Source organism: Aeromonas salmonicida subsp. salmonicida, assembly GCF_001643305.1.
GTDB classification, from domain to species: domain Bacteria; phylum Pseudomonadota; class Gammaproteobacteria; order Enterobacterales; family Aeromonadaceae; genus Aeromonas; species Aeromonas salmonicida.
Genome location: NZ_LSGW01000078.1, coordinates 1 through 12,492 on the forward strand (window position 1 = coordinate 1; position 12,492 = coordinate 12,492).

Here is a 12,492-nt window from a genome sequence, read left to right on the forward strand (position 1 = left end):
TCAGTCCTGTGGGTGTGTCTTGTTTTGTTTGGCGACTAATGAGATCGCACAAACTGGACTGAGGTCCCTTCCTCCGGTGAGCTACTATTCGGAACAGCTATTTAGATTGATGATGCGCTGGCAGAAACGGGATAAACAAGGAGGGGGACACAATGAATATCGCCATGCATTTTGAAATTCCGGTGACAGATATGACACGAGCCATCGGGTTCTACTCTCGCGTATTTGGCATCACGTTCGAGCGAGCCGAGATAGATGGCAACGAAATGGCGTTATTCCCGCTCTCGGAAGGGGGTGAGGGGTGTTCCGGTGCGTTGGTCAGGGGAGAGACGTATGTTCCGAGCCTGGATGGTACGCGGATTTATCTGGCGGTGGCCGATATCGAGCAGGTGATGGCGAGCGCCTTGCTGGCCGGTGCCCAACGTCTGTATCCCGTTACCCGGGTTGGTGACACCATCAGGGTGGCGGAATTCCAGGATCCCGAGGGCAACCGGATCGCCCTGCAGGAAACTGCCAGGCGCTGATGCAATGGCTGAATGGCGGATTGCATTCAGGACACTGGATAAGTGTGCTTCAAGAAATGTTTGCGGGGGGATGGGTGAAGAGCAGGACGTGGCGAGCGTGTCCCTCTTTGGCTGACAGTATAGAGGCGCCGCCACCCCAGATGCGGTGAATATGCCGGATCCGTGCCGCGTTTTGTGAGGCAGTTAATGGCGAGGGCGTGACAGGTATGGTACTCATCTGATGCTAAATTTGGCCGAAGAACGGCTTGGATCCATCTTGTTAGGGAGGCGTTATGCAAGGACATTGTTTGTGCGGTGGCATCGTTGTGTCGACCGGAGATCACCAGGAGGTCAATCTCTGCCACTGCACCACCTGCCGGCGCTGGTCGGGTGGACCGCTGTTTGCGGTGCATTGCGGTGCGGACGTGCGCTTCACCGGGATCGCCCCTGTCGCCTATCGATCATCGGAGTGGGCGGAGCGCGGATTTTGCCCCACCTGCGGCACTCACCTCTTCTATCATCTGCTGCCGACGGATGAGTACATAGTGCCAGCCGGTCTTTTCCAGATGGAAAGGTTCCAGCTAACGAGCCAGATCTTCATCGATGAGAAGCCTGACTTTTACGAGTTGAAGAACGAGACGCCCACCCTGACCGGCCAGCAGGTGTTCGAGCAGTTTGCGCCCAAGCCATGATGTCGCCTTCTTGATCAGCTCATGTGTTATGACGTGCCGGGTGCGGATCACTCAGCCACCTCATTGGTGCAGGCTCGGCAGGACTTCCCTGAGCAGGTCTGGATCGAGGCAGGTATTGAAAATGATCAACCCGCAGGGCCTTTCGATGGGGTGGTTATCTGGGATTCACTGTTTCATCTGCCAAGAGCTGCGCATCAACCCTTGTTGCAAAAAGCGTGTGAGGTGCTGGCAGGTGCAGGTGGGCTGATCCTCTCCAGTGGTGGGCGGGACAAGGTCCGGTTAGCTGTGCTGCTGCGTCAGACCTGAATTTAGCATCATTCAGGTCTGACGCGGGGAGTCTTTGGTGTGGTCACATTCCGGCTTACGGCTGCTCAGTTGCCTCTTTGATGCAGCAGTTTCGCCCCTGTTTTTTGGCCAGATAGAGCGCTGTATCGGCCCGGCGCACCATGTTGTCGACGTTATCTTGTGGGCCTTGACTGGCGCTGATGCCGATACTGACGGTAAGCGGGATCTCGATGTCGGCGCCCAATGGGTGGCTCTCTGACGCTATGGCTAGCCGGATCCGCTCTGCACTGGCCCAGGCCAGATCCAGCGAGGTTTCCGGCAGCAAGATGATGAACTCCTCGCCACCCCAGCGGCCCAGTATGTCCACCTCCCGCAGTTGCTTGGCAATACGCCTCACCAGACTGAGGATCGCCTGATCCCCTTGCTGATGGCCGTGTGTGTCGTTGACTTGCTTGAAGTGATCGATGTCGAGCAGCAGCAGACTCATGGTATGGCCGAAACGCTGGCAGCGCTGCACTTCCTGCTTGACCAGCTCATCGAAGCGGCGCCGGTTGGCGATCCCGGTCAGGGGATCCGTGGTGGCCGCCACTTTCAGCTCTTCCACCAGACGGGCCCGCTCCGAAATGTCCCGCAGTATGGCGGTCATCTCAGTGGTTTGGCCCAGATTGATCTTGGCGATGGTCACTTCCTGCGGAAATTCGCTGCCATCGCGGCGCAGACCCATGACGGAGGCGCGGGCGTGCATGGGGCGCGAGTTGATGGGGGAGTTGCTGAAGGCTCTGAAATAGCTCTCGTGGTTGGAGCGAAAGCGCAGGGGCAACAGGGTTTCCAGCCGTTTGCCCACATAGCTCTCATCGACCCCGAACATCTCGCAGGCGGCGGTATTGATGAGCTCGATACGGGATTCGCTGCTGACGCTGATGATGCCGTCATAGGCCGAATTCACCACGGCTTCGAAACGCTTTCGACTCATTTTAAGTGCATCTTCCAGCTGCTTTTTGGCCGTGATGTCGATGGCGGTGACTATGATGCGGGTGATCCGGGACTGTTCGGGAATGATGATGGGGGAGAGGATGAAACGCCACCAGCTGGTACGTGACAGAGTATCGATGGGAAGCTCGCTCTCCAGCCCGGTTTGCTGGCTGACACAGTCATGCATCGGCTGCTCTATGCTGCCGGTGATGTAGCGGGGAAACATCTCGTTGAGTCGTTTGCCTATGGTGCCCGGCACATCCAGCTCGAATGCCTGGGCAAAGGTATCGTTGGCCGAGACCAGAATGAAGCGATCATCCGCATCCAGGGAAAACACCGCCACCGCCGCACCGATGGCATCGAGAGATGATTTGATCTCGGCATGAGAACCCTTTGTAAACATGCAACCTCCATGACGAATAACACATTGATATTCAGTATAGTGCTGCCGATTTACTCGTTGCGGGAGGCATATGGAGCTTTGATGTGAAGGTGGAGGCCGGATGCCTTGCTGACGTCACCAAGACGGCAACGGCAGCTTGTCGAGAAGCGAGCGCTATTCCTCTATGTCCAGCAGCACCAGGATGGCGCTGTCGCCGCCCCATTCACGGGGGGCTTGATGGAAGGCGCGCACATTGGGGTGCTGGGCCAGCCAGCTCGGGATCCGCTGCTTGAGGATGTGTTTGCCGATGCCGTGCATCACGGAGGCGACATGGATGTTCTCTTTCTGGCAGAGGGTGAGCAGGGCGGCCAGCTCCTGTTTTGCCTGATTCTGGTTCATGCCGTGCAGATCCAGATAAATCTCCGGCGGATAGATGCCGCGTTTGAGCTTTTTCAGCTCGAATTTTGACACATCGTCACGTACGTAACGGGTCGGGCCATCCTCATCGAGATGGGGCTGGTACTCGTCGCTGAAAAAGTGGCCAACCCCAAGCTTTTCGCGGCTTTCCCGCAGTTCGCGTTTCTGCTTGACCGGGCGCAGGTCGGCCCTTATGGTATCTTGCTTAATTTTCCGGGTACCTTTGACAGCATCGCGAAACAGCAGGCTTTCCTCGATCGTCGGTGAGGGAGTTTTTTTCATCAGAGGCTCATTTGTCAGGTATGCGTCTTGCCCGCTATACAGTGGGTGCTCGGGCCGGATATTACTCGACTTGGAGGTGGATTTGGACAAGATATTTATCGATGAGGTGGTTGCCGAGATGCACACCATCCAGGACATGTTGCGCTGGGCCATGAGTCGTTTCAACGACGCCGGGATCTTCTACGGACATGGTACGGACAACGCCTGGGATGAGGCCGTGCAGCTGGTACTGCCCGCGCTACATCTGCCGCCTGACGTGGATCCGGGCATGCGCCACTCCCGTCTGACCACCAGCGAGCGTCATCGCATCGCCGAACTCATCATTCGCCGCGTGCAAGAACGCGTGCCGGCCGCCTACCTGACCAACAAGGCCTGGTATGCCGGTTGGGAGTTCTACGTGGATGAGCGGGTACTCATTCCCCGTTCGCCGATTGCCGAGATGGTGGCCAACCGCTTCGCCCCCTTCCTCAAGCATGAACCGACCCGGATCATGGATCTCTGTACCGGTTCAGGTTGCATCGCCATCATCATGGCCCATGAATTCCCGGATGCGGAAGTGGACGCCATCGACATCAGCGTGGATGCACTGAACGTGGCCGAGCGCAACATCACCGATCACGGTCTGGAGCAGCAGGTCATCCCGATCCGCTCCGATCTGATGCGTGATCTGCCGGTGGGTGACAAATACGATCTCATCGTCTCCAACCCGCCCTATGTGGACTCCGAAGACATGTCGGACTTGCCACAGGAGTTTCGTCACGAGCCGGAACTGGCGCTCGCTTCAGGTTCCGACGGCCTCAAGCTCACCAAGCGTCTGCTGGCCAATGCAGCAGACTTCCTCAAGGATGACGGCGTGCTGGTGGTCGAGGTGGGCAATAGCATGATCCACCTGGAAGCCCAGTTCCCGGAAGTGCCCTTTACCTGGGTCGAGTTCGAGAACGGCGGTCACGGCGTGTTCGTGATGACCAAGGCGGAACTGGAGCAGTACCAGGATCATTTCGCGATTTACAAGAGCTAAGCAGGAGCACTCATGGCAGGGAACAGTTTTGGCCAACTCTTTCGGGTCACCACCTTTGGCGAGAGCCATGGCCTGGCGCTGGGCGCCGTGGTCGATGGTTGCCCGCCCGGACTCGAGATAAGCGAAGCGGATCTGCAGATAGACCTGGATCGGCGCAAGCCGGGTACTTCCCGCTACACAACGCCGCGGCGTGAGCCGGATGAGGTGAAGATCCTCTCCGGTGTGTTCGAGGGCAGAACCACGGGCACATCCATCGGGCTGCTTATCGAGAATACCGATCAGCGTTCCAAGGATTACTCCGACATCAAGGACGTGTTTCGTCCGGGCCATGCGGATTACACCTACCACCAGAAATATGGTCAGCGGGATTATAGGGGGGGCGGTCGCTCCTCCGCCCGTGAAACTGCCATGCGGGTGGCGGCGGGTGCCATTGCCAAGAAGTACCTCAAGCAGATGCATGGCATCGAGATCACCGGCTTTCTCTCCCAGCTCGGCCCCATCAAGGCGGAAGGCTTTGACGCGGCGCAAATTGAGCAGAACCCCTTCTTCTTCCCCGATGCGGGCAAGCTGGAAGAGCTCGATCAGTACATGCGCGATCTGAAAAAAGAGGGCAACAGTGTCGGTGCCAAGGTACAGGTCATCGCGACCAAGGTGCCTGTAGGCCTCGGCGAGCCTGTCTTCGATCGCCTCGACGCCGACATTGCCCACGCCATGATGGGCATCAATGCGGTGAAAGGGGTGGAGATAGGCGATGGCTTTGCGGTGGTTGAGCAAAAAGGCTCCGAACATCGCGACGAGATGACCCCGGCCGGCTTTGCCAGCAACCATGCGGGTGGCATTCTGGGCGGTATCTCGTCGGGTCAGGACATAGTGGTGAGCATGGCGCTCAAGCCTACCTCCAGCATTACCGTGCCGGGCAAGACCATCAATACCGAAGGCGAAGCCATAGAGATGATCACCAAGGGGCGCCACGATCCTTGTGTCGGCATTCGCGCCGTACCCATCGCCGAAGCCATGCTGGCGCTGGTGTTGATGGATCACCTGCTGCGCCATCGTGCCCAGAATCAGGGTGTGATGACCCAGACGCCGCAGTTGCGCTGATCGGTTTTTCGAATGCCCGGCTGATCCAGGGCAAGATCAAGAAGCACTGTCAATAACAGAGCAAGAAGGCGACCTCAGGGTCGCCTTCTTTATTGGTTTGCGTTTAATGCTTAGCGACTGTCAGCTTGGCTGGGGTTGTGCAGATGCTGGTCGAGGGATTGCTTCGCCCTCTGGATTGCCAAAGCGACAGGGAGGCGGGGCAAAGCGAATGTTTGGCGGGGGCAGGGTGGCGATGGCCTCATTGACTCGAGCTATCTCGGCCTCGCTTACTGCCTCTTTGGCAAACATCAGGCTGACTGGCTGGTGGTGCAGCAACAACTGACAGCTGATAACCTTCTCGGCCCCCAGCTGTGTCAGGCGATAGCGTGCGTATTGCCACTCCATGATGACCCCGTCCAGCCGGCGGGCCAGCAACAGATCGATCAACCTGTCGTCGGCGTTGTATTCGGTGGCGCTCTTGAGGGCTGGGCAGTCCTCCATTTGCTGGGTAGGGCGGGTGCCGCGCAGCTTGCCCAGGCGTAGCGCTGTCTGCTGGCACAAGTCGGGGAGGCTCTGGATACGCAGCCAGGGATTGGCATGGCCCGGTATGGGGTTGTTGCTCAAGAGCACGAAGGTGCTGCGCCGGTAGGGGACAGAGAAGCGCGCGAACTGGCGTCGCTCCGGCGTATCGAGCGCTCCCATGGCCAAGTCCAGCTGCTGCAGCTCGATAAGATGCAGGGCGCGGGCCCAGGGCAGATTGCGAAAACGCGTCTCCAGCCCCGCTTGCCTGAGGATCTGGCGGGTCAGGGTGACGTCCAGCCCATCCAGGGTGCCTTGTGGATTGATGTAGCTAAAAGGGGGCCAGTGATTCCAGGCGACCGTCAAAGGGGGCTTGGCGCCAAGGGGCAGACTTGCCCCCAGGGCTATGAGCAGCAGGGCAACGGGTCGCCATGCCCTGTGGATGCGTGTGATATGAACTGCCATGAGCCTGAACCTCCTTGTTCCGGTACTGAGATGATGGTCGCATCTTATCTGGCATCCAGCATAGCTTGATTCGAATGAGTTCTGAGGTGGGCGGGCTGAATAGGACGCTGACCCACTTTTTGGGTTTGTGCTGGGATGAATATCACATTTTTCTCGTTTATCCACAGCAACTCCGTTAGACTGCGCCTCTATTCTTTCCCCTTTGCTCTGCTCCCCGGGGAAATCGTTGTTTTCTCAATAGGCCCAGTTCTTGTGAGATGGCATCGGCTCAGCAGAGGAGCCCCACCACAAATCCCCGGCGCCACTATCCCTAGCAGGTAATTATGAGTTTTTCTTCCCTCGGTCTGGCCGAACCCTTGTTGCGTGCCGTTGCCGAGCAAGGCTACGACACCCCGTCTCCCATTCAGCTGCAAGCGATCCCCGCCGTTCTGGCTGGCCGCGACCTGATGGCGGCGGCCCAAACAGGGACTGGCAAGACCGCAGGCTTTACCCTGCCGATGCTGCAGCGTCTGATGGAGAGCAAGCGCAAGGTTTCTCCGAACCGTATTCGCGCTCTGGTACTGACCCCGACCCGTGAGCTGGCTGCCCAGGTGGGCGAGAGCGTGCGCAATTACGGCAAGCATTTGCCGATGCGCAGCCATGTAGTGTTTGGCGGCGTCAGCATCAATCCGCAGATGATGGCGACTCGCCGTGGTCTGGACGTGCTGGTGGCCTGCCCGGGCCGCCTGATGGATCTCTACAACCAGAATGCCGTCAAGTTCGACGAAGTCGAAATACTGGTGCTGGACGAAGCGGATCGCATGCTCGACATGGGTTTTATCCGCGATATCCGCAAGATCCTGGCCCTGATGCCCAAGCAGCGTCAGAACCTGCTCTTCTCCGCGACCTTCGCCGAAGAGATCCGCGAGTTGGCCACCGGCCTGCTCAACAATCCGGCAGTTATCGAAGTGGCGCCGCGCAACAGCACGGCCGAGCGTATCGAGCAGCTGGTGCACCCGTGCGACAAGGCCAACAAGATAGGTCTGCTGAGCCATCTGGTCACCAGCAATGACTGGCAGCAGGTACTGGTCTTCACCCGTACCAAGCACATGGCCAACCGTGTTGCCGAGACCCTCGACAAGAACGGCGTCAGCGCCGCCGCCATCCACGGTAACAAGAGCCAGGGTGCCCGTACCCGTGCCCTGGCCGGTTTCAAGGATGGTAACGTCAAGGTGCTGGTGGCGACCGATATCGCTGCCCGCGGTCTGGACATCGACAAGTTGCCGCAAGTGGTAAACTTCGAGCTGCCCAATGTGGCGGAAGACTATGTTCACCGCATCGGCCGTACCGGTCGTGCCGGTGCTGCCGGTCATGCCATCTCTCTGGTCGCTGCCGATGAAGGCAAGCTTATCAAGGCGATCGAGCGTCTGACCAAGCAGAACATACCGTGCGAGCAGGTGGCTGGTTTTGAAGCCTCCCGCGAAACCCTGGACAACATTGCCCGTGGTATCGGCGCGCCCCTGCGCAAAGAGCCTCGTGACCCGAGCGAGCCGCGCCGTGCAGCGCCACGTCCGCAAGGTCAAGGCCAGCGTCAGGGCGCAGGTCGCTCTGCCAATGGTGGCAACGCTGGCGGTGCTCGCACCGGCAACAGTGGCAAGCCCAAACCGCAAGGTGCGCAGCGTCCGGTTGATGCTACTGGCAAACCGGCCCAGGCTCGTCGCCCCCGTCGCGCTACCCACAACCAGTAAGCAGGTGAGGGGACACCCTCACTCTGCATCGGTTGATGTAAAAAGCCCTGCCAATCCGGCAGGGCTTTTGTCATTTCTGGCGGGCAGTTTATTGCCGCGTTTCGTCTCGATATCACTCCCCATACAGCTTGATCTCCAGCACATTGGCGATGGCACTGCCATTCCAGTGGTACTCCAGATGCTGGGCCTGATGGATCCGGGTAATGAGACAGGGGCGGTAGAGTACATGGCAATTGTGGCCGCTGTGACGCACCGAGCGGTAGTGGATGCCATCCACCCCCCGGGTTTTCTGCTCCAGGGCAAAGACTTGAGACTGGCTATAGCTGGTGGCGTGATAGAGAGGGGTGGAGAGAAATGCGTCCCCTGTGATATCGACCAGATTGGCACTGAACTCGGCACAGAGCACCCGCATCTGCACTTTCTGGGCTGGTTCTCCGGTGTAGCCGAAGATCCGCTCCTGATGGTAGACAGTCTCCTTGACGGCGGTATCGAGCAGAGGTGCACAGTAATAACCACCGAAATCGCCCGTGGTAAAACGGGCCCCTTCCGGATTGATATGGGTAAAGGCGGCCATCACATAGCTGCCCCCGTGCAAGCCCACCAGCCAATCGGCCCTGGGGACGCGAGACAAGTCTCCCGCCTCCTCCCGCAACCTGTCGTTGGTCAGTGCCTCCATGGCCCATACCGCCTCCAGTTCGTCTGCATTGGCCACATCTTCATAGACACAGATAGTGGGGTAGCGGCTCGGAATGATCCGGTAGGCCCGCTCTCCCTGGAATGGGGTCAGTGGTGGCTCCTGCATCAGGCCATACCCCCGCGCCAGGCGTGCAATCGGGTCGCCACTTCATAGAGATCGGCCACCCGACCACCCTTCATGATCTCCATCGCGCTGCGACCGGCAAAGAAGGGGTGGCTGTTGGGCTTGCGTACCCAGCCATAGATGCTGTCATCGGCGCTGAACAGCACCCTCAGGCTTTTGTGGATGTTGAGGAGGTAGCTCATTCGCTCCTGCATATCCACACTGAGACGGATCCCGCCGTTTGACTCCTTGTATTTGTTCAATGTTGAACGAGATGAAATGCCGAGCAGTGTCAGTTGTTCATCTGTGTTGCACTGCCACTTGTCCAGGATGCGGAATACCACAGGCAGCGCCTTGCTGGGGTCTATGGCGCCTTCTTTCATTGCCTTTTGTGCTGTTGCGGCCATATCTCCTCCTTGTATTGTTCACGCCGGATAAGAGGGCGTGAAGGGTTTATCTGCATTCAGTGTAGAAGACTTGTACATATATGTACATATTTGCGTGGTTGGTGATGAGTATGTACGTCGATGTGTGTGCTGAAGAGAGCGGCATTACGGGGCTAAGTGATACCGACCACGATAAGGAGTCATCATTGGGTTTTACTGTACTTCTGCTGGCAAAAAGCCCCGCCAACTGGGTTGGCAGGGCTTTCGTTATCCATCATGGGGCGAGGGTTACAGAGCTGGCAGTAATCCCAGGCTGACACTCACCTGTACGCCGACGATCAGCACCCCCATGGCACCTGCAAGGCCCAGGGCCAGTACGCCACCCGGGGCGCGGTAGTGGTGCGCCTCTGCCTGTTTGCGGCTCTGCCACACCAGGGTGACCGGCAGCAGTACCGCGAGGATCGCCAGTGCAATGGCGGCGTAGCCCAGTGCCATGATGAAGCCTTGCGGGAAGTAGAGGGCAAACAACAGGGGCGGCACGAAGGTGATAAGCCCGGTCTGGCTGCGGCCTTGCCAGTTGTCCTTGCGACGAGTCACTTTGGCCATGAAATCAAACAGCCCAAGGGTCACGCCGAGGAAAGAGGTCGCCAACGCCAGATCGGCAAACAGGTGCATCGCCTGATTAAACGCAGGCCAGCTCACCAGATTGCCGACGCTGGCCAGGAGGCTGTCGAGCGCCCCGCCGGTCTGGATCAGGGTTTGCTGACCGAGCAGCCCCAAAATGGCCACTTGCCACAGCACGTAGAGGATGAGCGGCAGGGCGGAGCCCCAGACAAAGACCCGGCGCAGCTGCTTGGGGCAATCCCCCAGATAGAGCATGACGCTCGGGATGGAGCCGTGAAAGCCGAACGAGGTGAAGATGACGGGCAAGCCTGCCAGCAGCAACCCCTGGCCGAGCGGCAGGGAGAGCAGGTGTTGTCCTTCTGCGCGGGGCAGCAGCAGCCCCAGTACCGCCACCATGATCACCAGTTTGACGGTAAACATCAGTCGATTGAGGTAATCCACCGAGCGGGTACCGACGCAGACCATGCCACCGAACAGCAAGGTAAAGGCCCAGGCTGCCTGCTCCTGGCTAATGGTCATGCCCGCATCGTCCAGCGCCTGGGCCAGCAGGCTGCTGCCGCCACTGATGTAGGCGGAGGCCAGGGAGTAAAACAGCATCAGGATACAAAAAGAGGCGATGCCCTTGCCCCAGGGGCCGAGCAGGTGATCCGCCAGCTGGTGCAGGTACCACTTGCCGGTGTTGAGGCTGGCTTCTACCTGCAACATGGCGGTGAAGGCCATCAGGGCCCAGAGCCCTATCATCAGCAGCAAAGTGGCGGGGCCACCCAGAGATGAGGAGGCCAGCGGCAGGGCCAGCATGCCGGCGCCTATGGTGGTGCCGGCAATCAATAGGGTACAACCCAGGGTTTTGGTGTTCATTGTGTCCATCCGGATCGAGAAACTGCGTGTTCATAAAGAGTGAAAGTGGCGGTGTCATCAAGACGCCTCCGGGGTTGAAACCGGAGGCTAGCAATATCGGAGTGGACGCATCGTTACGAAAAACCCGTTGGTTGTAAAAGTTGGTTGCCAAGTTAACGGATCAAAATAGTGGAAACAAGCCTGTAAAGGCGGATTTTGTACTGGAAGGGCGCAATAGGTGGAAATAAAAGATGACAAAACTATGTGCTGGGGAGTGAAAAGGGCTGGCAAGCCAATGGATGGAAAACGCGCTGGCGAAGATGGCGGTCGCCGCCAGCGCGTGAGGGGGTTGCTTAGCGTCGGCGCTTGAGGGTCCGGCTCACGTAATGCAGCCCGCATTGGTACTCGCCATTGATGGCCTTGAGGGCGAGCTCCAGCGCCTGGCTGGCCAGTGCATCGTGTTGCTGGGGCAGGGAGTTGATGCCAAAGGGGAGGAAATCGAGCAGGCGATCGTCGCCGAAGGTGGCCATGGCGAGCTGGCTCATGTCGGTCTCTTGTTCCAGCAAATAATCCAGCACCCCCTCCATCAATATGTAAGAGGTGGCAACCAGTGCTTCGGGCAGCTGGCCGAGTTGCTGGTGAAGTCCCTTGATCAGGCGATAGCCCTCGACACGGGAGAAATGTGCTCCTTCGCACAGGTGACGGGCCGTGGTGTGGCTGGCGACAGCCTGCTCGAAGCCCGCTTTTCGTTCCTGACTGATCGTGAGTGCTGGCAGCGCGGTGATCAAGGCGATGTGCTTGAGCGCCGGGGTGAGCAGGGAGGCGGTGAGATCAAAGCTCGCCTTCTGGTTTTCACTAGCGACGGTCACGAACTTGTCGACGGCCATGGCCCGGTCGATGGCCAGCACATGGATGCCGCGCGCCTGCTGGCGCGGATAGAAGGGGTCGTCCGGCGGCAGGCAACTGGCCACCAGCAGGGCATCCACATGGCGACTGGCCAGCATCTCGGCCAGTTCTTTCTCGGTGGCGGGTTCATCTTCCGAGCAGACGATCAGCAGTTGATAACCTTGGGCTCGGGCCCCTTGTTCGAGGCGCTTGGCGAGTTTGGCATAACTGGCGTTCTCGAGGTCGGGCAGGATAAAGCCGAGGGTCTTGGTTTGGCCGCCACGGAGGGAGGCGGCGCGGCTGTCAGGTTGGTAGTTGTGGGCGGTCACCACCGCCATCACTTTGTCACGGGTTGCCTGACTGATGCGGCATTGATCGGCCTTGCCATTGATCACATAGCTGGCCGTGGTGCGCGAGACACCGGCGAGGGCGGCGATTTCATCCAGTTTCATCATATCGGCTCTGTTTGAGTTGCAAGGCCCACGGTCACTGCCAGGTGAGGGCACCGAAAAGTGTGCGCGGGATCATATCATTGAAAAGCACTCTTTGCGGGTACTTGATCAATTGGCTGAAACGATTCAGTCTGAGTGTAAGTGAAACGATTCAGCTTGTCAGCAGG

At 58.7% G+C, this 12,492-nt stretch carries 13 protein-coding genes; 6 read left to right on the forward strand and 7 right to left on the reverse strand.

The features are described 5' to 3' along the window. Positions 1-152 precede the first annotated feature (152 nt). The 3 genes from AXW79_RS14275 to AXW79_RS14285 all read left to right on the forward strand — a co-directional run bounded on the left by AXW79_RS14275 (position 153) and on the right by AXW79_RS14285 (position 1,501). Positions 153-524 carry a VOC family protein gene (locus AXW79_RS14275; protein WP_005315454.1) on the forward strand — a complete coding sequence of 124 codons (372 nt, stop codon included), beginning with the start codon at positions 153-155 and terminating at the stop codon, positions 522-524. 272 nt (positions 525-796) lie between these two features. Next, on the forward strand, positions 797-1,195 hold the full coding sequence (locus AXW79_RS14280) for a GFA family protein (protein ID WP_011898674.1): 399 nt from the start codon (positions 797-799) through the stop codon (positions 1,193-1,195). Positions 1,196-1,216: 21 nt separating this feature from the next. After that, a complete protein-coding gene (locus tag AXW79_RS14285; RefSeq protein WP_005315459.1) occupies positions 1,217-1,501 on the forward strand; it encodes a class I SAM-dependent methyltransferase in 285 nt (94 codons plus the stop codon). A gap of 55 nt (positions 1,502-1,556) precedes the next feature. Here AXW79_RS14285 and AXW79_RS14290 read toward each other — a convergent pair whose 3' ends face one another. Both AXW79_RS14290 and smrB read right to left on the reverse strand, forming a co-directional pair. Then, positions 1,557-2,855 (reverse strand): sensor domain-containing diguanylate cyclase, encoded by a 1,299-nt coding sequence (locus AXW79_RS14290; RefSeq protein WP_005315461.1) that lies wholly within the window; start codon positions 2,853-2,855, stop codon positions 1,557-1,559. 153 nt (positions 2,856-3,008) lie between these two features. After that, positions 3,009-3,533 carry an endonuclease SmrB gene (smrB, locus tag AXW79_RS14295; RefSeq protein ID WP_005315464.1) on the reverse strand — a complete coding sequence of 175 codons (525 nt, stop codon included), beginning with the start codon at positions 3,531-3,533 and terminating at the stop codon, positions 3,009-3,011. Between the two features lie 82 nt (positions 3,534-3,615). Between smrB and prmB the strand changes: the two genes are divergently transcribed. Together prmB and aroC are read left to right on the forward strand one after the other, a co-directional pair. Next, positions 3,616-4,551 (forward strand): 50S ribosomal protein L3 N(5)-glutamine methyltransferase, encoded by a 936-nt coding sequence (gene prmB, locus AXW79_RS14300; protein WP_005315466.1) that lies wholly within the window; start codon positions 3,616-3,618, stop codon positions 4,549-4,551. A 12-nt stretch (positions 4,552-4,563) separates the two neighbouring features. After that, positions 4,564-5,652 carry a chorismate synthase gene (gene aroC / locus AXW79_RS14305; RefSeq protein ID WP_005315468.1) on the forward strand — a complete coding sequence of 363 codons (1,089 nt, stop codon included), beginning with the start codon at positions 4,564-4,566 and terminating at the stop codon, positions 5,650-5,652. A 120-nt stretch (positions 5,653-5,772) separates the two neighbouring features. Here aroC and AXW79_RS14310 read toward each other — a convergent pair whose 3' ends face one another. Next, positions 5,773-6,615, reverse strand: coding sequence for a substrate-binding periplasmic protein (locus AXW79_RS14310; protein WP_005315470.1), 843 nt, complete (start codon positions 6,613-6,615; stop codon positions 5,773-5,775). A gap of 323 nt (positions 6,616-6,938) precedes the next feature. Between AXW79_RS14310 and AXW79_RS14315 the strand changes: the two genes are divergently transcribed. After that, positions 6,939-8,342, forward strand: a complete 1,404-nt coding sequence (locus tag AXW79_RS14315; RefSeq protein WP_005315472.1) for a DEAD/DEAH box helicase — start codon at positions 6,939-6,941, stop codon at positions 8,340-8,342. Between the two features lie 112 nt (positions 8,343-8,454). On the opposite strand, the gene AXW79_RS14320 is transcribed toward AXW79_RS14315, so the two are convergent. The 4 genes from AXW79_RS14320 to cra all read right to left on the reverse strand — a co-directional run bounded on the left by AXW79_RS14320 (position 8,455) and on the right by cra (position 12,328). After that, positions 8,455-9,144 (reverse strand): RES family NAD+ phosphorylase, encoded by a 690-nt coding sequence (locus tag AXW79_RS14320; RefSeq protein WP_005315475.1) that lies wholly within the window; start codon positions 9,142-9,144, stop codon positions 8,455-8,457. Beyond that, entirely contained in the window at positions 9,144-9,548 is a 405-nt protein-coding gene (locus AXW79_RS14325; RefSeq protein WP_005315478.1) for an MbcA/ParS/Xre antitoxin family protein, read from the reverse strand. The genes AXW79_RS14320 and AXW79_RS14325 overlap by 1 nt, the downstream gene beginning before the upstream one ends. A gap of 267 nt (positions 9,549-9,815) precedes the next feature. After that, positions 9,816-11,009, reverse strand: coding sequence for an aromatic amino acid transport family protein (locus AXW79_RS14330; protein WP_005315480.1), 1,194 nt, complete (start codon positions 11,007-11,009; stop codon positions 9,816-9,818). Between the two features lie 332 nt (positions 11,010-11,341). Then, positions 11,342-12,328, reverse strand: a complete 987-nt coding sequence (gene cra, locus AXW79_RS14335) for a catabolite repressor/activator (RefSeq protein WP_005315482.1) — start codon at positions 12,326-12,328, stop codon at positions 11,342-11,344. Positions 12,329-12,492: the final 164 nt, after the last annotated feature.

Bases quoted from the DNA above. Each gene is read 5' to 3' on its own strand.
- AXW79_RS14275 (WP_005315454.1), top strand. From the start codon at position 153: ATGAATATCGCCATGCATTTTGAAATTCCGGTGACAGATATGACACGA.
- AXW79_RS14280 (WP_011898674.1), top strand. From the start codon at position 797: ATGCAAGGACATTGTTTGTGCGGTGGCATCGTTGTGTCGACCGGAGAT.
- AXW79_RS14285 (WP_005315459.1), top strand. From the start codon at position 1,217: ATGTGTTATGACGTGCCGGGTGCGGATCACTCAGCCACCTCATTGGTG.
- AXW79_RS14290 (WP_005315461.1), bottom strand. From the start codon at position 2,855: ATGTTTACAAAGGGTTCTCATGCCGAGATCAAATCATCTCTCGATGCC.
- smrB (WP_005315464.1), bottom strand. From the start codon at position 3,533: ATGAAAAAAACTCCCTCACCGACGATCGAGGAAAGCCTGCTGTTTCGC.
- aroC (WP_005315468.1), top strand. From the start codon at position 4,564: ATGGCAGGGAACAGTTTTGGCCAACTCTTTCGGGTCACCACCTTTGGC.
- AXW79_RS14310 (WP_005315470.1), bottom strand. From the start codon at position 6,615: ATGGCAGTTCATATCACACGCATCCACAGGGCATGGCGACCCGTTGCC.
- AXW79_RS14315 (WP_005315472.1), top strand. From the start codon at position 6,939: ATGAGTTTTTCTTCCCTCGGTCTGGCCGAACCCTTGTTGCGTGCCGTT.
- AXW79_RS14320 (WP_005315475.1), bottom strand. From the start codon at position 9,144: ATGCAGGAGCCACCACTGACCCCATTCCAGGGAGAGCGGGCCTACCGG.
- AXW79_RS14325 (WP_005315478.1), bottom strand. From the start codon at position 9,548: ATGGCCGCAACAGCACAAAAGGCAATGAAAGAAGGCGCCATAGACCCC.
- AXW79_RS14330 (WP_005315480.1), bottom strand. From the start codon at position 11,009: ATGAACACCAAAACCCTGGGTTGTACCCTATTGATTGCCGGCACCACC.
- cra (WP_005315482.1), bottom strand. From the start codon at position 12,328: ATGATGAAACTGGATGAAATCGCCGCCCTCGCCGGTGTCTCGCGCACC.